The 21838-nt window shown below is 39.6% G+C and carries 20 protein-coding genes and 1 tRNA gene; 14 read left to right on the top strand and 7 right to left on the bottom strand.

Annotation, left to right across the window (positions count from 1 at the left end):
- Positions 1–178 precede the first annotated feature (178 nt).
- The 6 genes from ACTHN6_RS01910 to ACTHN6_RS01885 all read left to right on the top strand — a co-directional run bounded on the left by ACTHN6_RS01910 (position 179) and on the right by ACTHN6_RS01885 (position 6300).
- Positions 179–1594 (top strand): glucoamylase family protein, encoded by a 1416-nt coding sequence (locus tag ACTHN6_RS01910; protein WP_440434019.1) that lies wholly within the window; start codon positions 179–181, stop codon positions 1592–1594.
- 181 nt (positions 1595–1775) lie between these two features.
- On the top strand, positions 1776–2669 hold the full coding sequence (locus ACTHN6_RS01905) for an SDR family oxidoreductase (protein ID WP_440434018.1): 894 nt from the start codon (positions 1776–1778) through the stop codon (positions 2667–2669).
- Between the two features lie 9 nt (positions 2670–2678).
- Positions 2679–3647 (top strand): amidohydrolase family protein, encoded by a 969-nt coding sequence (locus ACTHN6_RS01900; RefSeq protein WP_440434017.1) that lies wholly within the window; start codon positions 2679–2681, stop codon positions 3645–3647.
- Positions 3648–3678: 31 nt separating this feature from the next.
- A complete protein-coding gene (locus ACTHN6_RS01895) occupies positions 3679–4611 on the top strand; it encodes a helix-turn-helix domain-containing protein (RefSeq protein ID WP_440434016.1) in 933 nt (310 codons plus the stop codon).
- A gap of 344 nt (positions 4612–4955) precedes the next feature.
- Positions 4956–5029 (top strand) — tRNA-Asp (locus ACTHN6_RS01890).
- Positions 5030–5322: 293 nt separating this feature from the next.
- The gene (locus tag ACTHN6_RS01885; protein ID WP_440434015.1) at positions 5323–6300 is read left to right on the top strand and encodes an acetyl-CoA carboxylase carboxyltransferase subunit alpha; all 978 of its coding nucleotides are present in this window, start codon (positions 5323–5325) and stop codon (positions 6298–6300) included.
- 197 nt (positions 6301–6497) lie between these two features.
- On the opposite strand, the gene ACTHN6_RS01880 is transcribed toward ACTHN6_RS01885, so the two are convergent.
- Positions 6498–7580, bottom strand: a complete 1083-nt coding sequence (locus ACTHN6_RS01880; protein WP_440434014.1) for an agmatine deiminase family protein — start codon at positions 7578–7580, stop codon at positions 6498–6500.
- A 124-nt stretch (positions 7581–7704) separates the two neighbouring features.
- Positions 7705–8568: a carbon-nitrogen hydrolase gene (locus ACTHN6_RS01875; RefSeq protein WP_440434013.1), complete on the bottom strand. Its 864-nt coding sequence runs from the start codon at positions 8566–8568 to the stop codon at positions 7705–7707.
- 113 nt (positions 8569–8681) lie between these two features.
- Here ACTHN6_RS01875 and ACTHN6_RS01870 point away from each other — a divergent pair, with 113 nt between their 5' ends.
- Complete coding sequence (locus ACTHN6_RS01870; RefSeq protein ID WP_440434012.1) at positions 8682–9452, top strand: NIPSNAP family protein; 771 nt, start codon at positions 8682–8684, stop codon at positions 9450–9452.
- A 55-nt stretch (positions 9453–9507) separates the two neighbouring features.
- Here the strand turns inward: ACTHN6_RS01870 and ACTHN6_RS01865 are convergent, their stop codons facing one another.
- Positions 9508–10029, bottom strand: coding sequence for a DUF2911 domain-containing protein (locus ACTHN6_RS01865; RefSeq protein WP_440434011.1), 522 nt, complete (start codon positions 10027–10029; stop codon positions 9508–9510).
- Positions 10030–10216: 187 nt separating this feature from the next.
- Between ACTHN6_RS01865 and ACTHN6_RS01860 the strand changes: the two genes are divergently transcribed.
- The 5 genes from ACTHN6_RS01860 (at position 10217) to lysS (ending at position 14606) form a co-directional block, all read left to right on the top strand.
- Entirely contained in the window at positions 10217–10693 is a 477-nt protein-coding gene (locus ACTHN6_RS01860) for a hypothetical protein (RefSeq protein WP_440434010.1), read from the top strand.
- Positions 10659–10892 carry a hypothetical protein gene (locus ACTHN6_RS01855; protein ID WP_440434009.1) on the top strand — a complete coding sequence of 78 codons (234 nt, stop codon included), beginning with the start codon at positions 10659–10661 and terminating at the stop codon, positions 10890–10892. Before ACTHN6_RS01860 ends, ACTHN6_RS01855 begins: the two co-directional genes overlap by 35 nt.
- A 76-nt stretch (positions 10893–10968) precedes the next feature.
- Positions 10969–12222 carry a DUF2130 domain-containing protein gene (locus tag ACTHN6_RS01850; protein WP_440434008.1) on the top strand — a complete coding sequence of 418 codons (1254 nt, stop codon included), beginning with the start codon at positions 10969–10971 and terminating at the stop codon, positions 12220–12222.
- 101 nt (positions 12223–12323) lie between these two features.
- On the top strand, positions 12324–12914 hold the full coding sequence (locus tag ACTHN6_RS01845) for a hypothetical protein (protein WP_440434007.1): 591 nt from the start codon (positions 12324–12326) through the stop codon (positions 12912–12914).
- Positions 12915–13082: 168 nt separating this feature from the next.
- Positions 13083–14606, top strand: coding sequence for a lysine--tRNA ligase (gene lysS, locus ACTHN6_RS01840; protein WP_440434006.1), 1524 nt, complete (start codon positions 13083–13085; stop codon positions 14604–14606).
- Between the two features lie 118 nt (positions 14607–14724).
- Here the strand turns inward: lysS and ACTHN6_RS01835 are convergent, their stop codons facing one another.
- Positions 14725–15486 (bottom strand): transporter, encoded by a 762-nt coding sequence (locus ACTHN6_RS01835; protein WP_440434005.1) that lies wholly within the window; start codon positions 15484–15486, stop codon positions 14725–14727.
- A 61-nt stretch (positions 15487–15547) separates the two neighbouring features.
- Positions 15548–16705 (bottom strand): homogentisate 1,2-dioxygenase, encoded by a 1158-nt coding sequence (locus tag ACTHN6_RS01830; RefSeq protein WP_440434004.1) that lies wholly within the window; start codon positions 16703–16705, stop codon positions 15548–15550.
- A gap of 321 nt (positions 16706–17026) precedes the next feature.
- Here ACTHN6_RS01830 and ACTHN6_RS01825 point away from each other — a divergent pair, with 321 nt between their 5' ends.
- Positions 17027–17638 (top strand): YdeI/OmpD-associated family protein, encoded by a 612-nt coding sequence (locus ACTHN6_RS01825; RefSeq protein ID WP_440434003.1) that lies wholly within the window; start codon positions 17027–17029, stop codon positions 17636–17638.
- A gap of 84 nt (positions 17639–17722) precedes the next feature.
- On the opposite strand, the gene ACTHN6_RS01820 is transcribed toward ACTHN6_RS01825, so the two are convergent.
- Positions 17723–18100, bottom strand: a complete 378-nt coding sequence (locus tag ACTHN6_RS01820; RefSeq protein ID WP_440434002.1) for a Dabb family protein — start codon at positions 18098–18100, stop codon at positions 17723–17725.
- Positions 18101–18256: 156 nt separating this feature from the next.
- Here ACTHN6_RS01820 and ACTHN6_RS01815 point away from each other — a divergent pair, with 156 nt between their 5' ends.
- Positions 18257–20119, top strand: a complete 1863-nt coding sequence (locus ACTHN6_RS01815; protein ID WP_440434001.1) for a CocE/NonD family hydrolase — start codon at positions 18257–18259, stop codon at positions 20117–20119.
- Between the two features lie 98 nt (positions 20120–20217).
- Here the strand turns inward: ACTHN6_RS01815 and ACTHN6_RS01810 are convergent, their stop codons facing one another.
- Positions 20218–21834 carry a S41 family peptidase gene (locus ACTHN6_RS01810; protein WP_440434000.1) on the bottom strand — a complete coding sequence of 539 codons (1617 nt, stop codon included), beginning with the start codon at positions 21832–21834 and terminating at the stop codon, positions 20218–20220.
- Positions 21835–21838 lie beyond the last annotated feature (4 nt).

The raw sequence follows: 21838 nt of genomic DNA, 5'->3' as shown, positions 1-21838 counted from the left end.
TTAAATGAATATGGCTTATCGGTCATGCGCTTTGTAGATCAAACAATTTTTATGTTATCAATTAAAGCGTCAGGCCTGTAAGCATTTATTTTATTAATTCAAACAGCTCCTTAATTTAACCAATTTGGTAGTTTTATAATTCCTGTTTACGATTGTATTATTAACGAAACAATTCCTGATGACATTTAAAATTGTTTTTACCAGCATTGCTTTTTCATTTTGTTTAAATACTGTTGCACAAACCAATAACACAACTTACCCGGATTCCATTGCGCCCGTTGGCATTATTAAAAATATATCTGACAGCGCTTTACTTGATATTGTGCAGCGGCAAACCTTCCGCTATTTCTGGCATTATGCGCACCCGGTAAGCGGCCTGGCGAGGGAAAGAGATAATACAGTGCACGGCGATTATTACTGGGATTATATTAATGAAGCGTATGACGAGCCTAATTTCAGTAAAAAAACTTATGGCCCTGAAGCCTGCGCTATTGGCGGAACAGGCTTCGGCATCCTGGCAACCATTGTGGCGGTGGAAAGAAAATGGATTGGTTATGATACGGCATTGAAACGCCTGGTGAAGATGGTTGATTTTTTAAACACGGCTGATAGTTATCATGGCATCTTTCCGCATTTTATGAATGGCGCAACCGGAAAAACCATTCCATTCGGCAAACTGGATGATGGCGCAGACATTGTTGAAACAAGTTATCTGCTGATGGGTTTTTTATGTGCCAGGGAATATTTTAAAGGCGATACGCCGCTTGAAAAATATTTCAGGAACCGCGTTACACAATTATGGAACAGCGCCAACTGGAACTGGCATACGAACGGTGGAAATACGCTGCTCTACTGGCACTGGAGCCCAATGAATTCTTTTGATATGAACTTTCCCATACGCGGTTACAATGAATGCCTGATAACATTCATTATGGCTGCCGCTTCACCCACCCATGCCATTGCGCCAGATGTTTATTTCAACAGTTTTGTAAACAGCACTTCTTACGTTAATGATAAAATTTATTACAACATAAAGCTGCCGCTGGGTTTTGAATTTGGCGGGCCATTGTTTTTTGAGCATTATACTTTCATGGGTATTGATCCGCATAATTTAAAAGACTGGCACACGGATTACTGGGAGCAGGTGGTAAATCATACCCGCATTAACCGCGCCTATTGCATTGACAATCCAAAAAAATTTAAAGGCTATGGCGAGAACTGCTGGGGATTAACGGCCAGCGATAGTTATAAGGGTTATGTAGCGCATTGCCCGCAGGAAGATGTGGGTGTAATTTCGCCCACTGCGGCTTTATCATCCATGCCTTACACACCAGAATATTCCATGCAGGCATTAAAACATTTTTATTATGATCTCGGCGATAAAATTTGGGGTCCGTATGGTTTTGCAGATGGTTTTAGTGAAGAGCATAACTGGTATGCCAAAACACACCTGGCCATAGACCAGGGGCCGATTGTAGTAATGATAGAAAACTACCGCAGCAAACTTATCTGGAATTTATTCATGCATATTCCTGATGTGCAGAACGGGTTAAAGAAACTGGGTTTTAAAAGCTCTTACATCAAAGAACAGTAATTACATAAGTATATTGGACGATTGCGCAAGCCTGTATGACTGACAGGGACAATTGCCCCAAACTACTTCCTCACCACAAATTATTGGCACTTTCCTTTTTGACTACAACAATCTGACTTTTAGCTACACCAGTTTTTTGAAGCTGGTGCAACTTTGCATTATTCAATTTAAACAGTAAAAAATGAAAGTATTTGTAACAGGAGCTTCGGGCTTCATTGGCTCTGCAATAGTCAGGGAATTAATTGGTGCAGGGCACAAGGTTATTGGTTTAGCACGTTCAGAAAAATCTGCAAAAATTATAAGCGGAATGGGTGCGGAAGTTTTATCAGGAAGTCTTGAAGACCTGGACATCTTGAAGCAAGGTGCTTTGCAAGCGAATGGTATTATTCATGCAGCATTTTTCCACGACTTTATGCTGACGAACGATTTTTCGCAATTTCTCAAAGCTGCAGAAATGGATAAGAACGCCATTAATGCAATGGGCGAAGCACTGGTTGGCACAGATAAACCCATTATAGTAACAAGCGGAATGTTGGGCCTGCCCTTAATCAACGGATTTGTGACGGAAGAAAGCACGATACAGCATTCACCAAGAACTTCGGAGGTAACAGCATTGGCACTGGCTGAAAAAGGCGTTAATGCTTCTGTCATTCGTTTAGCACCGTCCGTTCACGACAAAGGTGACTATGGTTTTATTCCGTTCATTATTTCACTTGCACGCAAAAATGGTATTTCAGCTTATCCTAACGAAGGCACTAATCATTGGTGTGCCGTTCATCGCCTGGACGCGGCAAAAGCATTTCGTTTAGCGGTGGAAAAAAGCAACAAAGGGGCATTGTATAATATTATTGGCGACAAAGGCATTGAATTGAAAACAATCGCAACGCTAATTGGAGAAATGCTGAACCTGCCTGTAAAATCTGTGGCAGGCAATGAATTGGCAAAACATTTTGAGTGGATGAGTAATTTCATTACAATGGAAACTATGGCTACAAATTCCAAAACACAAGAGCAATTAGGCTGGCAACCTGCACACATCGGTTTGCTGGACGATATGAAACAGAATTATTTTTAAATCCGCAAAATGAAACTGATAGCAATAGAAGAACATTTCTTGACACAGGCAATTAGAGATGAATGGCATAAACATCCGGACAAAGATGACCCAACGGAAATGCTTCATGTTGGTAAGATAGAAAAGCTTTTGGAAGACATTGGAGATTTACGCCTTCAACTTATGGATGAAACTGGAATTGATGTGCAGGTGCTTTCGCTTACAAGTCCCTGCCTTCACAATGCAGAAAGCGAAAGCGTTAATCTTGCTAAGCAAACCAATGATTATATTGCCGGAATTATTACGGAAAATCCCGGCAGATTTCAGGGATTGGCAGCTTTACCAATGTTTGCACCCACAGAAGCCGCAAAAGAACTTGAACGTTCTGTAAAAAATCTCAACTTAAAAGGTGCAATGCTATGTGGACGAACCCGCAATAAAAATTTAGACCACAAAGATTTTTGGGAAATATTTGAGTGTGCAGAAAATCTTGGCGTTCCTTTATTCATTCATCCGCAGGTTCCGCAAAAAGCCGTTCGGGACATTTATTATTCAGGGTTTGACGAATTAACAGATATTGCTTTTTCAACGTTCGGGATTGGCTGGCATTACGAAGCAGGAATACAATTTGTGCGTTTGGTTTTGGCAAAAGTTTTTGACCGCTTTCCAAATCTTCAGATTATTCTTGGGCATTGGGGCGAAGTGATTTTATTTTATACCGAAAGATTGGCTTCATTAAACAGGGTAACAAAGCTTCAAAAACCATTTATTGAGTATGTGCAGCAAAACTTGTATGTAACGGCAAGTGGAATGTTTAGTCAAAATTACCTGCAGCGTTCCGTTGAAATTATTGGCATAGACCGCATACTTTTTTCATCTGATTATCCGTATCAATACCGGCCGGGAAGAGAAGCCAGAAACTTTCTGGATGCAACGGCACTTGGCAAAGAAGAAAAGGAAAAATTTGCATTTGGGAATTGGGAGCAATTAGTCAAATAAAACATCCAAGGATAATTTTTGGATTATAATTATGGAACAACGGCAGATAATACATATAAAATCCATCAGCGAATTTCATCGGTTAAGAGGCTTGCCCAAACCAGAACATCCGCTTATTAGTATTGTAAACTATGCTGATATAAAACGGCCTTCTTATATCAGGGAAGTGAATTGGATTTTTAATTTTTATCAAATTTCAGTTAAGCGCGGCATTAGTGGTAAAATGAAATACGGGCAGCAGGAATATGCTTTTGAATACGATATTAATGACGGCATTATGTTTTTCGTTGCACCTAACCAGGTTTTCGGAATTGAAGCAAATCAAAATTCAACCACAAAACGCACAGGCTGGATGTTGCTGATTCACCCAGATTTTTTATGGAATACATCGTTGGCAAAAAATATTAAGCGATACGATTTCTTTGACTATTCGGTAAACGAAGCCTTGCTTCTTTCTGAAAAAGAAGAAAAAATGCTCAACGGAATTATAGAGAATATCAAAGAAGAATATCATGCAAACATTGACAGGTTTAGCAAACAAATCATCATTTCTCAAATTGAAACCTTGCTCAATTATTCCGAGCGGTTCTACAATCGTCAGTTTATCACAAGAGAAAAAGCCAATCATCAAATTTTGGAACGTTTGGAAATTTTACTTGCTGATTATTTCAACAGTGACAATTTAATTTCAAAAGGGTTGCCGACGGTTCAATACATTGCAGATGCATTAAACATATCACCGAAGTATTTGAGCAGTTTGCTAAAAGTGCTAACCGGACAAAGCACACAACAACATATTCATGATATGCTTATTGACAAAGCCAAAGAAAAATTATCAACCACAAACTTATCGGTAAGCGAGATTGCATATGAATTAGGTTTTGAACATTCGCAGTCATTCAGCAAACTTTTCAAAACAAAGACAAAACTTTCACCAATAGAATTCAGACAATCGTTTAACTAAAATATGACAAACAACCAACGCTAAAAACATGGCTTGTACTATTTAATTCTATGGATATGTTTAAACTAATAGTTTTAAAATTTAAAGTGGGGTATCAAAAACTTAAATGGATAGTTACATATTTGTAAAATCAGTAAGCCAGGAAAAGCATGCACAAAATGGCTGGCTGAAATTGAAAATAAATTTGTAAAACTTACTTCACAAAATAAAATTCACAAAACAACCGGTTTGAATAGAACGACTGACAGTAAAAATATAAAAATTAGTAAGTTTTCTTTGAAAGATTTGTTTGATAAATGCCGAATGCCCCTATATTTGCACTCCCGAAAATAAACGGGGGTTTTGGATCGGTAGTTCAGTTGGTTAGAATGCCGCCCTGTCACGGCGGAGGTCGCGGGTTCGAGTCCCGTCCGGTCCGCTTAAAAGGTTTATCAGCAATGATTAACCTTTTTTGTTTTTACAAATCTGAGCAAGTAAAGAGCTTTACTTCAATCTTTATAGTAACGTGTACAACCTGACTAAAAGGAGCTCCCCATACATTTTGTATTTTCGAACATATTTATCTCTTAACAGTACATCTTATTGTAGTATCTAAAAATTGACGTCTGATATTTCCATGTCCGCTTCACACCTTCTTATTTGATTACTATTTTAAACATCAGTTGTATTTAAAAATTCTCTCTTACTTTTACCGCCCAACAATTTAACAATATGCCGCAGTATCCCAACAGGCAGTTCCTGGATTTTGAACAGCCGATTAAAGAACTATATGAGCAAATTGATCAAACAAAAAAACTTGCAGAAAAAAATTCCAAAATAGATTATTCTCAAACCATTCAGCAATTAGAGAATTCGGTTTTTGAAAGAAGAAAAAATATTACAGCACATCTTACACCCTGGCAGCGCGTTCAGCTGAGTCGTCACCCGGACAGGCCTTATACCATGAAATATATTGATAAAATGCTTACCAATTTTATCGAGATACATGGCGACCGCAATGTAAAGGATGATAAAGCTATGGTAGGCGGCCTGGGCGAGCTTGATGGCGAAACGGTAATGGTTATAGGCCAGCAAAAAGGCATCAACACCAAAACCCGCCAGTTGCGCAATTTTGGTATGGCAAACCCGGAAGGTTATCGCAAGGCGCTGCGCTTAATGAGAATCGCCGAAAAATTTAATAAACCTGTTATTACTTTAATTGATACGCCCGGCGCTTATCCCGGTATGGAAGCCGAAGAACGCGGTCAGGGTGAAGCTATTGCCCGGAACATTTACGAAATGATACGCCTGCGGGTGCCCATTATCTGCTGTATTATTGGCGAAGGCGCCAGCGGTGGTGCATTGGGCATTGGCGTGGGCGACCGCATTTTAATGATGGAAAATGCCTGGTACACCGTTATATCTCCCGAAAACTGCAGCACTATTTTATGGAGAAGCTGGGAGAAAAAGGAAGTAGCGGCGGAACAATTAAAACTTACGGCAACAGATATGAAGGGTTTTGAACTGGTTGATGATATTGTGCCTGAGCCGGATGGTGGCGCACATTGGGATTACGATTTATCTGCCTCCATATTAAAAGAACACATTAAAAATGCGCTGAACGAAGTACGGGATTTAACGCCCGAACGCCGTACACAGTTACGTATTGAAAAGTTTGGCAAAATGGGACATTGGCAGGAAATAGGGTAAGCAGTTCTCAATGTTTTTATTAGGGGCTGTCAGCAGCATGAAAGTTGTCAACCGCGGTTCGGGCTGTCGCTGCTACTCCGCCGCACAAGCCATTGCACAAACCTTCAGCGGGGTATTCTCTCCATCCCGCAGCCATTCAGCAGATGAATTGCTATCAGGCAATATATGTTTAGCAGTATCCCTGTTCAGTGATAACTTTACACTGCCGGTTCCTGCTGGCTTAAACAATGAAAGCTGCCTAACCCCCAAATAATATCAACTGAATTTATGCCAATCACTTTTCTTGCCGGGAATTGCTGCTGAATAATCTCTAATGCCTTTTCATCTTTATCACATCCGAAAACAGGCACAACCACAACATCATTTCCGATATAGAAATTGGCATAGGAAGCAGGCAGCCGCTGGTCTTCATAAACCACCGCATTGGGCATAGGCAGTTCAACTATATTTAGTTGCCTGCCATTTAACAGCCGCATCGCTTTAAGCTGTTTTAAATTATGCTGCAGCAGTCCATAATTTTCATCAGCTTTATTTTCTTCCACTACGGCAAGCACCGTGTCTTCATTTATAAAACGAACGGTATCATCAATATGACCATCCGTATCGTCGCCAACAATACCTTCATCTACCCAAAGAATTTGTTCAACGCCATAATATTCGTGTAAATAATTTTCAATCTGCTGCTGGTTTAGTTGCGGGTTCCTGTTTGGGTTTAGTAAACAGGCTGTTGAAGTGAGCAACGTTCCTTTGCCATTAAATTCAACCGATCCGCCTTCCATTACAATACCCGGATAAAACACCGGCAATTTCAATTCTCTTGCAATTAAAGTTGGTATCACATCATCCAGATCGTAAGGAGGATATTTATTGCCCCAGGCGTTATAACCCCAGTCAACTATAGCTTTTTCTCTTTTCTCTGTATTAACTACAAAAGCAGGTCCATGATCACGGCACCAGGCGTCGTTTGTCGGGTGCAGAAAAAACTTCACCCGCTGCATGTTTACATCTTCCTTTACTAACACCTGTTCAGCAAAAGTTTTCATTTCTTCATCCACTACATTAATGCACACCTTCTGCCCTGCCGAAACCGCTTTTATAAATTGTGAATAAGATTTATAAATTGTTTCAATTTTTCCTGGCCATGAGGCTTCCTTATGCGGCCAGCTAAGCCACATAGCTTCCTGCGGCTCAAATTCTGCGGGAAAGTAAAAGCCGAGTTGGCGGGGAGTTTTAAAGTCCGGAAGATTGGAAGACGGTAAGTCAGCAAGACTCTTAGACATACGTTTATTATTGAGTTTATTCGAGTGAATTTCTTAGTGCATTGATATCACCAGGATTTCCTGCAAGGGTTAAATTGATAAAAGTGCTTATAATCTCACGAACATTCTTTCCTACTTTTCCACTTTAATCAATAAACCTTTTCGTTATCTGCTCATAAGAGTCGATCCTCCTGTCGCGCATAAAAGGCCAGTGCGTTCTGTATTGATCGGTTTTATTTGTATCAATATCCACCACAAACACTTCTTCATTATCATGCGAAGCTTTATAAATAAGGTTACCAAAGGGATTGGAAACAAATGAGCCACCCCAGAATTTCATTCTTCCATCCTGCTCCAGCCCTACCCTGTTTACGCTTACCACGTGCACACCATTTGCAACGGCATGGCTCCGCTGAATAGTTTGCCATGCATTGTACTGTTCATCATTTGTTGCTTCATCCTGGTCTGTTGCCCAGCCAATGGCAGTTGGATAAAATAAAATTTCGGCGCCCATTAGCGATGTGATGCGGGCAGCTTCGGGATACCATTGGTCCCAGCATATTAACACACCAAAGGTTCCGTATTTTGTTTTCCAGACTTTGTAACCTAAATCACCCGGCGTAAAATAAAATTTCTCATAATAGGCTGGGTCGTCGGGAATATGCATTTTACGGTATTTGCCAAGGAAAGTTCCATCCGCATCAATAACCGCTGTTGTATTGTGATAAATGCCCTGCGTTCTTTTTTCAAACAGCGAAGCAATAATTACCACATTCAGTTCTTTTGCCAGCGCGCAAAGCGCATCGGTGGTTTGGCCGGGAATAGGTTCTGCCAGTTTAAAATTATCATAGTTTTCTTCATCGCAAAAATACAGCGAGGTGAATAGTTCCTGTGAACAAATAACCTGCGCACCTTTAGCCACCGCCTCCCTTATTTTTCCGGTCATTTTTGCAAGGTTAGCCTGCTTGTCTGCCGTACAGCTCATTTGTATGCCAGCCACTTTTATCATGTAAAAAAATTTAAGTTGCAAAAATAGCTATTCAAAAAGATTATCAGGTTCAACATAATGTGAACGTTATATTTATTCCATTGCTGTTTAACTTAGCTGCTTAAATTAACAGCATGAAAAAAAGGATTACATTTTTTGCAGCACTTTTCTGCATCGCATTTTCGGCCCAAAGTTTTGCCAATGATATTTACGCAATAACCGTATATCATTTTACCGATGCTTCGCAGGAAACGGCCCTGGATACTTATCTGCAAACAGCATATCTGCCGGCACTTCACCGAAAGGACATAAAAAATGTTGGTGTATTTAAACCAATAGCAAATGACACGGCTGCCGACAAAATCATTTACGTAATTGTTCCTTACAAATCTTTTGATGAATTTATGAATTTGCCTGACCGGTTAATGACTGATAATCTTTATAAAACCGCCGCAGCTTCATATTTAAATGCAGATTATAAAACCCCGCCCTACAAACGAATGGAAACAATAATACTTACGGCGTTCCCTATGGCACCACAATTAACATTGCCGAGCCTTAAATCGCCAAAGGCCGAACATATTTATGAATTGAGAAGCTATGAAAGCGCCACGGAAAACTATCATAAAAGCAAAGTGAAAATGTTTAACCAGGGTGGCGAGGTTAGCATATTTAAAGATATTAATGCCAACGCTATATTCTATGGCGATGTAATTACAGGCAGCCGCATGCCCAACTTAATGTATTTAACCAGTTATGAGAATATGGCTGACAGGGATGCGCACTGGAAAAGCTTCCAGGATAATGCTGAATGGAAAAAGCTGAATGCAATGGCTGAATACAAAAACAATGTATCGAAGGCTGATATTATTTTAATGCATGCCGCTTCTTATTCTGATTATTAATAAAAAAACTGCCGGCTATAAGTGCCGGCAGTTTTTAAACTTTATACAGGTTAAATTATTGCACCATAAAACTAAACCCAACATTTCCCCAGGCCAGTGAAACCTTTCCATCCGTACCAACGGTAAAGGTCATCTTTTCAGAAGGCGTTTGCTGCGCAACATTCGGAACATCTACCCGTAAAATATCGTCGGCATCTTTATAGTTAAAAGCGCCCCATTGTTTCCATGTTTTATTAAATATAATCGTCCAGGTGTCGCCATTCCATATTGAAAACAGGCCATATTTACCGGCCGGTAAATTCTTGCCATTAATAGTAACGTCTTTATTTACTTCAAACACAGTAGCATCATTGGCGCCTGTTCGCCAAACCTTACCTTGCATAGGTTCTACTTCTTTACCAATTTCTCTGCCTTTAACGGAAGGCTGGCTATAATTAATTTTAATTTCAACGCCGTTGGATGTGGTAGCGGAAGCAGTTGCGGGTGGACTGGCAGGCGGTTTTTTATCCTGCGCTTTGGCGTTTATACCCATAAGTAGTATGCCTGAAACTAAGGCAAGCGATAACAGTTTTTTCATATTGATGTTTTTATTGAGAATTTACCAGCAAAAATTAAGCAAAAACCTGTGAAATAAAAGAAAAGATGATAGTTTGGTAAAATTTTATTCTAAACGGTAAATTCCAAATTACAATCCGCATAAAATTTTTTATAGTTTTTAAGCTGGCCTGATTTTGGCTGCCTGCGGGGCACAAAAAACCGTACTCATGAGAAAACTTCTACCAGCTGTGGCTATCCTTATTGCAGGATGTTCCAAAGAAATAAATACAAAGCCCGTTATAGCTGCAGATGATGACATAAGCAGCGTAACTGCAACAACAGACACTTATCTCCCTCTTACAACAGGCACTACATGGTCTTATACAAATACAACAAACGGTGCTGCCGATGAATCCAAACTTACAGTGCTTAACCAGAAAAAAACTTTTAACGCTAAATCTTATACAGCCGTTAATACCTATAAGGACAAAAAAAATGATACGATTTATTACAACCAAACTTCACATAAATATTACATATACACGAAGGAAGAAACCGGCGATGCTGATGCCGTAGATCTTGAAATTTTATTTTTGGATGATAACCTGGCTGTTGGCAAAACATGGCAGCAAAAAGCAGGCTCTGCCAATGGCGTTAAATTAAAGTGTTATGGAAAAATCCTGCAAAAAAAATATTACCCTTAAAGTAAATGGTAAAACATATAATAATGTAATCCATAGCTATGTTGAAATAAGAAAACCCGTTACATTTTTTTATATTGTTGTGTATAAGCAGGATTATTATGTTGCGAAAGGCATAGGGATTATAAAAAATGTTTCCAGGCAAATATTGCCTGCGGGCCCCACTACCACTACCGACATTGACAGCTATATTATTAAATAATCACCTCAGCCCGCCTTCGTCATCCGGCCTATACCAAATTTCTTAGCATTATCTTTATGCCCTAATTGATTTGTATATGGCAATAACAATGTTAACCTGCCCTTCGTGCGGACATGAATTTGAACCTAATAATGTAATAAGGGAACAAATTGAACATGAGCTAAGGTCTAAAATGAAAGACTGGCAGTTGAAGAAGGAAGAAGATTTCAGAAAAAAAGAATCGGAATTTCAAAAACAATTAACCGCAAAAGACGATGAACTGAATAAGCGGCTTGCAGATGAAAAGCAAAAGCTGCAGGCCGATCTTGAACAATCTCTCAGGAAGTCTTTAAGCGCGGATTACGAAAACCAAATGAAAATGTTGCAGCAATCCGTTGCAGCTAATGAGGAAAAATTGAAGGAGGCCAGGCGCAAAGAGTTTGAATACATGCAAAAAGAGCAACAGCTAAAACGTAAAGAAGAAGAGCTCGAATTGAATATTCAAAAGAAGCTGGTTGAAGAAAGGGAACTTCTTGCTATTGAGATAAGGAAGATTGAAGATCAGAAAAAAGAACAGTTGGAGAATGATTATAAATTAAAGCTCGCCGAAAAAGAAAAACAGCTTGAAGATCAGAAAAAACTGGCAGAAGAAATGAGGCGTAAGGCGGAACAAGGCAGCATGCAGTTGCAGGGCGAAGTGCAGGAGCTGATGCTTGAAAACATCCTGCATAACACATTTCCGCATGATAAAATTTTGCCGGTTGGAAAAGGGATTCGAGGGGCCGATTGCATACAGGTGGTTTGTAACCCGTTTGGCAACGAATGTGGCAAAATCATTTATGAAAGCAAACGAACTGCAAGCTTTGGCGCCGACTGGATTGACAAATTAAAAGCTGATATGCGCAGCCAGGGCGCAGATATTGCTGTAATCGTTACACAAACTTTGCCAAAAGACATGGAACGTTTTGGGGAAAAAGATGGCGTATATGTATGCACTTTCACCGAAGTAAGAAGCCTCGCCTCCGTTTTACGTACCAGCATTTTAAAAGTTTTTCAGCTTACCAAAAGCCAGGAAAATAAAGGCGATAAAATGCACATGCTTTATAACTATTTAACCAGCCATGAATTCAGCGAGCAGTGGAATGCCATTCGGGAAGGTTTTTTAAATATGAAGCTAAGCATACAAAAAGAACGGGACGCCATGGAAAAATTATGGAAGGTTAGGGAGAAACAGCTCGAAAAAGTGTTGCTGAATGCGGCACACATAAAAGGCTCCGTTGAAGGAATCGCCGGCAACGATTCCATAAATCTCAATCTCCTGGAAGATGATGACGTTAACCTGTTAATCTGACATTGCTTTTTAAAAACATTAACTTAAAGATTATATGTGGTTGGCATGATATTTCTGAAGGTGTCAAGAACAAAAACAAATTGAAAACGAAAACATTATTTATGAAAAAGACATTAGCAGTATTAACCATTTTATCGCTGCTTTGTACCCAGAAAATTAATGCCCAGCTCGAAAAAGGAAATGTTTTAGTGGGCACAGATTTAGCGAAATTTAATCTTGGCCTTAATAAAAATTCTGGCTACGATATAAACCTGTCACCAAAAGCCGCATGGTTTATAAACGATAATATTGCTTTGGGTGGTTACGCAACCCTTGGCGTAAGCAAACAAAATGATGCTTCAGCTACTGTTACCACTTACGGCGTAGGGCCTATGGGCAGGTATTATATAAACAAGCCAAATTTGAATCTTCTGAAACATGGCCGCTGGTTTGGCGAAGCCAATGTGGGTATTGAAGGGCGAAATGTATCAAAAGGTGGTGGAAGCACGAATGGCTTAGGTTTAGGATTTGGTCCCGGTTATGCCTATTTTATTACCCCGAATATTGGGCTGGAAACACTGTTAAAATATAATGGCTTAGTTGGATTCGGTAACCAGACATACCAAAACAATTTGAGCCTCAACTTTGGCTTTCAGATTTATTTGCCGGGAAAAGGCACCGTAAACAAGGTTAAATCACAGGAAGGCATGTAGTCTTTCCTCAATCAAATTAAAAATCCCGTTACCAGCGGGATTTTTTTATTGCTGTATATCAGAATACGATTCATCCCGCCAACAGTAAACATTTTTGTTGGCTTATATTTGCCGCCCGGTTAAGTAACCGCAATAACAAAAATCATAAATTCAGAATCATACATTAAAATGAGTGCGCAATTGTCTGAACAGGAAATTATCCGCAGAAATAAATTAGAAAAACTTGAAGCGTTAGGCGTTAATCCTTACCCTGCACCGCTTTATCCCGTAACGCATTATTCGGCTGATATAAAAAATACTTTTTCAGAAGAAACAAAAGACCAGTTTGCAGATGTATGCGTAGCAGGCAGAATAATGAGTATCAATGATAAAGGCAAAGTATTTTTTATTAAAATACAAGACAGCAAAGGCATTATTCAATTATATGTGCGTAAAGACGACGTATGCCCCGGCGAAGACAAAACATTGTTTGATGAAGTAATAAAACATTTAATTGATTTAGGCGATATCATTGGTGTTACGGGTTTTGTTTTTGTAACACGTACCGGCGAAATTTCCGTTCATGCCAAAAGCTTTACACTGCTTTCCAAATCGCTGAAGCCATTACCGGTTGTAAAGCGCGACGATGAAGGCAATGTATATGATGAGGTAACAGATCCTGAATTTCGCTATCGCCAGCGTTATGCGCACCTTATTGTTCAGCCTGAAATAAAAGACACCTTTGTAAAACGCACCAAACTCATTAATACCATACGTCATTTTTTAAATGAACGTGGCGCTTTTGAAGTGGAAACGCCGGTATTACAACCTATTCCCGGCGGTGCTGCGGCAAGGCCGTTTGTTACGCATCATAACGCGCTGGATATTCCTTTGTATATGCGCATTGCCAATGAATTGTATTTAAAAAGACTGATCGTTGGGGGTTTTGACTGGGTGTATGAATTCAGCCGCGACTTCAGGAATGAAGGCATGGACAGAACACATAACCCGGAATTCACCATTCTTGAATGGTACACGGCTTACAAAGATTATTTCTGGATGATGGAAACAACCGAGCAGTTGTTTGAACAAATTGCCCTGGCATTGCATGGCACGACCGAAGTACAGGTTGGCGATAACATCATCAACTTTAAAGCGCCTTTTAAACGCATCAGCATTTATGATGCCATTAAAGAATACACGGGCTTTGATGTAAGTGAAATGAATGAAGAACAGTTGTATGAAGTGTGTAAGCAACTGCATCTTGAAGTTGATAAAAGCATGGGTAAAGGCAAACTGATTGATACGATTTTTGGCGAGAAAGCAGAAGCTAATTTTATTCAGCCCACGTTTATTATTGATTATCCTGTTGAAATGAGCCCGCTCACCAAAAAACACCGCAGTAAACCCGGACTTGTTGAAAGATTTGAATTAATGGTTAACGGTAAAGAACTGGCCAATGCTTATACAGAATTAAATGATCCTGTTGATCAGCGTGAACGTTTTGAAGAGCAAAGCCGTTTAATGGAACGCGGCGATGATGAAGCCATGTATATTGATGAAGATTTTTTACGTGCGCTGGAATATGGTATGCCGCCCACAAGTGGTATTGGCATTGGCATTGATCGTTTGTGTATGCTGATGACAAATCAACCCTCTATACAGGATGTTTTATTCTTTCCTCAAATGCGGCCTGAAAGGCAAACCGAGTAAGCGCCCACCGCAGGAACAACGGTGATAAGATATTATTCAGTGAATACATGCGACTTGAACGTAAGCCGAAAAGAATAGCACGGCATTCATCTATATTTTTTAAAATTTTCGTTCAGGCTCACTTAAACCTGAACGAAATTCCAATGCCAAAAAAACTATTATCTGCATGTTTGGAAACGCCGGAACCTGCGTATGCATCCAGCTTTACATCGTTGCTTATATAATAACATAAGCCGCCATCAATGCTGTGTTTTGCCGGTTCATTTTTTTTTAAAGCGCCAAATGTTTCTATGTAACCTGAAAACTTTTTGCTCATATCAAACCCAAAAGATACTGTATATATCCATTCAGGCGTTGTTGAAAAACCATCCCACGCCGCACCGAAGTTATAGCCGATATCCATCGTGTTGGTAATATCATTATCCATCACAAGTACAAAAGATGGTGCTATATATTGCGCTTTAAATTCTTGTGTTGCAAGAAAAGGCAAGGCTATGTGCGTTATAAACGAAGTCCTGGGAATGATATTTTTCCCTTCAAAAAGCGCCGTCTTAAAACCAATTTGTAAAGGTTCAAGGCCTCTGGTGGTTTTAGGTTGCGGTATCAGTTGGTTATATTCCGTAATAAAATTTCCTTCAAGCCTTAATTCAAAATTTTTGGTTAAGCCATATTTAAGCAAGCCGGTTGGATGAACAACTGTGTACTCATTATTATGTATTGATATTTTTCCAAAACCAAATTCTCCCTGGAAAAAATTTTTGGGAACAAGTGTCGCCGTTTCTGTCTGATCAGGCCTGTCGGTAGCAATTCTTTCCTGGGAAAAAGTATCGGTGTTGCCGAGCAGGAATATAAGTATACCCGGATAAATATATTTAGACATATATTTTCAATAAATTTAGACAAATCTAAAAATATTTTAAATATAATCTAATTATAATTTTTTATTCCGCCCAACTCATAATATAACCCGGGTTCTCAATTTCAAGTGCGGCCTGCGTAAGCATTAAAGGCCTGAATGTATCAACCATTACAGCCAGTTCTTTTGTTTCCTTTGCGCCAATACTTTTTTCAACAGCGCCGGGATGCGGCCCGTGCGGAATACCCGCCGGATGCAAGGTTATCATCCCCCGTGTAACATTTTTGCGGCTCATAAAATCACCGGCCACATAATAAATCACTTCATCGCTGTCAATATTGCTATGGTTATAAGGCGCAGGAATACTTTGCGGATGATAATCAAATAAACGCGGTACAAAACTGCACAGTACAAAAGCATTTGTTTCAAAGGTTTCATGTACCGGTGGTGGCTGGTGCACCCGGCCGGTTATAGGTTCAAAATCGTGTATGGAAAAAATGAATGGATAACAGCAGCCGTCCCATCCCACCACATCAAAAGGATGATGACCATAATGAATGCCGTATAACTGGTTTTGTTTTTTTGTTTTAATTATAAAATCACCAGGTTCATCGAATGTTTTTAAATTTTGCGGCGGGCGTATATCACGTTCACAGTAGGGCGAATGTTCCATCAACTGGCCATATTTACTTAAATACTTTTTTGGAAACCGTATGGGATGATGCGATTCAACAATAAATAACCTGTTATTTTCATCTGTAAATTTTATTTGATAAATAGTTCCTCTTGGCAAAACAATATAATCACCATAACTAAAGGGCAATTCTCCGTATTGCGTAAAAACAGAACCGCTGCCCTCGTGCACAAAAATTACTTCGTCTGCATCGGCATTTTTATAAAAATAATTTTCTGTTCCGCCTTTTGGTGCAGCCAAAGTGATGGTGCAATCGCCATTGGTTAAAACAGGCATGCGGCTTTTAAGAAAATCATTTTGGGGTTTGATATTAAAGCCCTCAAAACTGCGGTGCTTCAACATTTTTTCTTCAGCAATTTTTGGCGTTACATCAATGGCTTCATCGGTTTGAATAATGCGCGTTGGCGGATGCACATGATACAGTAAAGCATAATCATTACTAAAACCTTCCGTGCTGAACAATTGTTCTGAATATAAACCGCCATCGGGTTTACGGAATTGTGTATGGCGCTTATGCGGAATATTTCCGAGCGTATAATAATAAGGCATAAAAAATTTTTAAAAATTACAAATAAGATGAATCATCAATAAAGAAGACAGCTTACAGAGAGGATAATTCAAGTGAGGCAAGCAGGAAAAAATATTTCCACCTGCGTTTATCAATCCAGTATATAAAATTTCTAAAGAATGGCATGAATCATTTCTGACAACAAATGTAATATAAATAAGCAGGCTGTTTCCAATTCCCGGTTAGTTATCATTGGTTCACTTGTTCACAAGTTCAAGCATATATCCCTTTCTCACCTTTCAAACAATCAACAATTCAACTAATCAACTTCTCTTTATAAATTTGAATATAAATTATTGCTTATGCCAGCCACTGATAAACGTATTGATGCCTACATTGAAAAGAAAGCAGCTTTTGCAAAGCCCATTTTAAATCAATTAAGAAAAATAGTTCATAAGGCTTGTCCTGATGTTGAAGAAACCATAAAATGGAGTATGCCTTTTTTTGATTATAAAGGCAGCACATTATGTGCTATGGCGGCCTTTAAAGAACATTGTTCATTCATGTTCTGGAAAGCTAAATTGCTGAAAGATCCAGAAGGCATTTTGCAGGTTTCGGAAAGGGATGGCATGGGCAATTTCGGCAGGATAACATCAGTAAAAGAAATTCCTCCTGAAAAAATATTGACAGCTTATATAAAAGAAGCGATGAAGCTGAATGAAGAGAATATTAAAATAATTAAACCAAAGAAACCGGCGCCTGTTAACCTGGAAATACCTGTTGATTTTACTGCCGCTTTAAAAAAGAATAAGAAAGCTCAGACGGTGTTTGATAATTTTCCGCCGGGCAAAAGAAAAGATTATATTCTCTGGATAACCGAAGCCAAAACAGAACCTACAAAACTCAAGCGCATAGAAACGGCTGTTGAATGGATTGCTGAAGGCAAAAGCCGCAACTGGAAATACGAGAAATAAGTGAAGAGGCCTTTCAACTTGCAATCAATCAACAATTCAACTTATCAACTTTTATCAGTTGCACCCTGATTCCAAATTCCAAGCTTACTGCTGCGCCCAGTAATCCACCACGGTTACTTTATCCAATATGGGTGAGAGTATTTTGGTAAACGCAACATGCGCTGGATGCACAAGATAAGCATCGCGGTCATGCTCGCTGCTAAAACTCAGCACAAAGCAGTGCGTTAAACCCTGGTTTAATTTTTCAGGACTATTATTGGTTCCCCATTCAAAGGCTTTTATCTGGCTGATTTCGCCGGGTAATGCGGCAAAAGCTTTTACTGTTTTATCAATGGTTGCTGAATCGGCGCCAGCTTTCCATCCAAATAAAACAACATGCCTTAACATTTTTGTTGATGATTGTGTCATAGAAAAAGTTGAAAACAAAGCCACGCAAACTACAAGCAATGTAATTTTTTTCATGATATGTTGATTAAAATGATAACAATGTTAAATGAAATTTTACTGATTGGTATTTCTTTCTAAACCATGATGCACAAAACAAATATTGCAAATAATATTCAATGCATCATATTCAATATTTTTGATGCACACATTTTATCCCGCTAAATCAGTATTATGAAAAAGTTCATCGTTATTATTTTATTGTTTATATGCAGTAACCTGCCGGCGCAAACGATCGATTCAACATGGTTTGTTACGCATTATACCAAGAAAGAAATTTATATACCAATGCGTGACGGCGTTAAGCTGTTCACTTCTTTTTATATCCCGAATGACAGTGCAGAAAAACACCCGATACTGTTAACCCGCACACCCTATTCATGTGCGCCTTATGGCGAGAATAATTATAAAAAATACTGGCTGAGCTATTTCACGCAATACATACATGAAGGCTACATATTTGTAACGCAGGATGTGCGTGGCCGCTGGATGAGCGAAGGCGATTTTGCTAATGTTCGTCCATTCAATGCCAATAAAGAAGGCAAAGAAATTGATGAAGCCAGCGATACGTATGATGCTATTGACTGGATGGTAAAAAATATTCCCGGCAACAATGGCAATGTGGGTGTAATGGGTATTTCTTATCCGGGTTTTTATTCAACAGAAGCAGCTTTAAGCGGCCATCCTGCATTAAAAGCAGTGAGCCCGCAGGCCCCCGTTACAGATTGGTTTGCAGGCGATGACTTTCATCACAACGGCGTATTCTTTGCCATGGATGCCTATGAGTTTTATATCGGCAGAGGTTTTGGCAAGCCAAGGCCAAAACCAACAACGGCTGGGCCAGAGGCAAAGCAGTTTTTCACTAACAATAAGTATGATTATTATTTAAAGACAGGCGCCTTACCTAACTTAACTGCCGTTGCAAAAGCAGACAGTGTTTGGTTTTGGGATACTTTAATGAGCCATCCAACGTATGATGCGTTCTGGAAAGCCCGCAATGCCAGGGCTGGTTGTTACAATGTAAAACCTGCTGTAATGGTAGTGGGCGGTTTGTTTGATGCGGAAGATTGTTTTGGTGCATGGCAAACTTTTAAAGCCATAGAAAAACAAAGCCCCGCAACCAATCTAAGAATTGTGGAAGGCCCTTGGTATCACGGCCAGTGGGCAAGTAAAAAAGGTTTTAATTTAGGCAATGTGCAGTTTGGCAGCAATACGGCAGAATGGTATGAACAGCATATTGAATTTCCCTTCTTCAATTATTATCTGAAAGGCAAAGGTTCTGTTGACAGCCTGGCTAAAGCAACCGTGTTTTTCACCGGCGAAAACCAATGGCATAAACTGGTTAGCTGGCCGCCGGCTGATGTGAAAATGACGGATATTTATTTGGGTGATAACAGGCAGCTTTCCTTTACCAAACCAACCGTCACCAAACAAAATTTCTCTGAATATATAAGCGATCCTGCGCACCCGGTTCCATACGCTGAAGGCGAATTAGACCACCGCACAAGGGAATATATGACCGATGACCAGCGTTTTGCTTCCCGCAGGACAGATGTATTAAGTTTTGAAACAAATACATTAACAGAAGATGTAACGCTGGCCGGGCCTGTTATAGCAGATTTAATGGTAAGCCTTTCAACTACCGATGCTGATTTTGTTGTAAAACTGATAGATGTTTTTCCCGATGATTTTAAATACAGCGATACCGATACATATTTAATGAACGGCTATCAAATGCTGGTGCGTGCTGAAATTATGCGCGGCAAATTTCGTAACAGCCTTGAAAAACCTGAACCTTTTGTGCCGGGTAAAATAACACAGGTAAAATATGAATTGCCCGATGTGGCGCATACGTTTAAAAAAGGCCATAAAATAATGGTGCAGGTACAAAGCTCCTGGTTTCCTTTAACTGACAGAAATCCACAACAATTTCTTGACATCTATCATGCAAAAGACAGTGACTTTATAAAATCAGATATCAAGGTTTATCACGATGCAGGCAATGCTTCAAAGCTGGTATTGCCAATAGTGAAGTAGTATACTCACTTATTAAAGAATTAATTTTAAAGAAGAAATCTTTGGAATTAATTATTAAAGACTGAAGGTTTATTTGTTTGTTTATTCACGATTAACAACTACTTAGAAAGTTCCGCCGGCGAGTCCTGGCTCAATACTTCCAATGCCTTTTTAATCATGGGGTCAGTTGTATTGGCAAATTCATAATAACCTTCACTGCGCCAGATTTGCCTCGCCAGTAAATTCTGCATTTGCTGCATTACAAAGGTTTTGGCAGATGCATCAAAGCTTTTTATATCCAGGGAATCTCTTATAGCAAAGTTTTCCAACTGCTTCCATTCATCTTCACCTATGGTATATTTCTTCATCAATTCACCGGGCGATTTAAATTGTTCTAACTGGGTTTTGTGTTCTATGTAATAATTGTAAATGAAATTTCTAAGTGTGCCTCTTGTAAATAATTCAATCACTTTTCGTGGCTGCGAGGTGGTATCATATGCCACAAAGATATCGGGCGTAATACCGCCACCACCATATACCAAATGTCCGGACGGTGTTTTATATGCCTGGCCTTTGGGTTTTGATGTATCGCCAACAATAAGTTCGCCGTCATGATAACGGTTCATTAATTCTTCCTGGTATTGTTCGCGGCCTTTATCGTAAGGCTTCTGAATATTTCGTCCGAGCGGCGTATAATAACGTGCTACGGTAAGACGCACAGCCGATCTGTCGCTCAGGTTAAATTGCTGTTGTACCAAACCTTTGCCAAAAGTTCTTCTGCCCACAATAGTAGCCCTGTCCCAATCCTGCAAAGCGCCGGCAACTATTTCACTCGCTGATGCAGAAGTTTCATCAACTAATACTACCAGTTTACCTTTTTCAAAAACCCCATCTTTGCTGCAACGGTAATCGGCTCGCGGAGAATGTTCTCCCTTTGTATAAACGATCAGTTTATTTTCATTTAAAAATTCATCGGCAATATTAATGGCCTGCTGCATAATGCCGCCGCCGTTTTCGCGAAGATCAAGCACCAGTTGCTGCATATGCTGTGCCTGTAGTTTTTCCATAGCCTGCATAAATTCGCGGTAAGTGGTTTCCGCAAATTTGTTTAGCTTTATATAACCAGTAACGCTGTCTAACATATAGGCCGCATCCAGTGAATACAAAGGAATAATGCCACGGGTAATTTTTATTTTTTTCAATTCCTTGCCGCGAAAAACGCCAACAGTTACAACTGAACCATACTCACCTCTTAGCTCCCTGCGGATAACTGTTGTGTTAACATCCTTGCCGGTTAAATTCACCGTATCGTTAACGCTTACAATCTTATCACCAATCTGGATACCGGCTTTAAACGAAGGGCCATCGGGAATAACGTTCATTACATTCACCGTATCATTGATCATTTGAAATTCTATACCAATGCCCTGGAAATTACCCTGCAAATCTTCGTTTAAAGCCTGCAGGTCTTGTGCCGGAATAAAAACAGAATGCGGGTCAAGCCGTTCAAGCACACCGGTAATGGCAGGCTCTTCAAGACTATCCATATTTACATTATCAACATACTTATTTTTAATAAGGCTTATTACCTCCTGCAACGGCGATGAGATAGTATTCTGCAGGAAAGAATTACCGCCCGTGGTTTTTGCCCGAAGCTGGTAACCTATCATCATACCAATAATCATAACAACTGAAAATATAAGTGGAAGCCAAACCTGCAGTTTTTTTCGCGCCATAAAA

Source organism: Parafilimonas sp. (genome assembly GCF_051953455.1).
In the GTDB taxonomy this organism is placed as follows: domain Bacteria; phylum Bacteroidota; class Bacteroidia; order Chitinophagales; family Chitinophagaceae; genus Parafilimonas.
The sequence above is the reverse complement of the archived record's forward strand: the minus strand, read 5'-3'. Positions and strand labels throughout refer to the sequence as shown.

Coding starts and splice junctions, on each gene's coding strand:
- ACTHN6_RS01910 (WP_440434019.1), top strand. CDS start 179: ATGACATTTAAAATTGTTTTTACCAGCATTGCTTTTTCATTTTGTTTA.
- ACTHN6_RS01905 (WP_440434018.1), top strand. CDS start 1,776: ATGAAAGTATTTGTAACAGGAGCTTCGGGCTTCATTGGCTCTGCAATA.
- ACTHN6_RS01900 (WP_440434017.1), top strand. CDS start 2,679: ATGAAACTGATAGCAATAGAAGAACATTTCTTGACACAGGCAATTAGA.
- ACTHN6_RS01895 (WP_440434016.1), top strand. CDS start 3,679: ATGGAACAACGGCAGATAATACATATAAAATCCATCAGCGAATTTCAT.
- ACTHN6_RS01885 (WP_440434015.1), top strand. CDS start 5,323: ATGCCGCAGTATCCCAACAGGCAGTTCCTGGATTTTGAACAGCCGATT.
- ACTHN6_RS01880 (WP_440434014.1), bottom strand. CDS start 7,580: ATGTCTAAGAGTCTTGCTGACTTACCGTCTTCCAATCTTCCGGACTTT.
- ACTHN6_RS01875 (WP_440434013.1), bottom strand. CDS start 8,568: ATGATAAAAGTGGCTGGCATACAAATGAGCTGTACGGCAGACAAGCAG.
- ACTHN6_RS01870 (WP_440434012.1), top strand. CDS start 8,682: ATGAAAAAAAGGATTACATTTTTTGCAGCACTTTTCTGCATCGCATTT.
- ACTHN6_RS01865 (WP_440434011.1), bottom strand. CDS start 10,029: ATGAAAAAACTGTTATCGCTTGCCTTAGTTTCAGGCATACTACTTATG.
- ACTHN6_RS01860 (WP_440434010.1), top strand. CDS start 10,217: ATGAGAAAACTTCTACCAGCTGTGGCTATCCTTATTGCAGGATGTTCC.
- ACTHN6_RS01855 (WP_440434009.1), top strand. CDS start 10,659: ATGGAAAAATCCTGCAAAAAAAATATTACCCTTAAAGTAAATGGTAAA.
- ACTHN6_RS01850 (WP_440434008.1), top strand. CDS start 10,969: ATGGCAATAACAATGTTAACCTGCCCTTCGTGCGGACATGAATTTGAA.
- ACTHN6_RS01845 (WP_440434007.1), top strand. CDS start 12,324: ATGAAAAAGACATTAGCAGTATTAACCATTTTATCGCTGCTTTGTACC.
- lysS (WP_440434006.1), top strand. CDS start 13,083: ATGAGTGCGCAATTGTCTGAACAGGAAATTATCCGCAGAAATAAATTA.
- ACTHN6_RS01835 (WP_440434005.1), bottom strand. CDS start 15,486: ATGTCTAAATATATTTATCCGGGTATACTTATATTCCTGCTCGGCAAC.
- ACTHN6_RS01830 (WP_440434004.1), bottom strand. CDS start 16,705: ATGCCTTATTATTATACGCTCGGAAATATTCCGCATAAGCGCCATACA.
- ACTHN6_RS01825 (WP_440434003.1), top strand. CDS start 17,027: ATGCCAGCCACTGATAAACGTATTGATGCCTACATTGAAAAGAAAGCA.
- ACTHN6_RS01820 (WP_440434002.1), bottom strand. CDS start 18,100: ATGAAAAAAATTACATTGCTTGTAGTTTGCGTGGCTTTGTTTTCAACT.
- ACTHN6_RS01815 (WP_440434001.1), top strand. CDS start 18,257: ATGAAAAAGTTCATCGTTATTATTTTATTGTTTATATGCAGTAACCTG.
- ACTHN6_RS01810 (WP_440434000.1), bottom strand. CDS start 21,834: ATGGCGCGAAAAAAACTGCAGGTTTGGCTTCCACTTATATTTTCAGTT.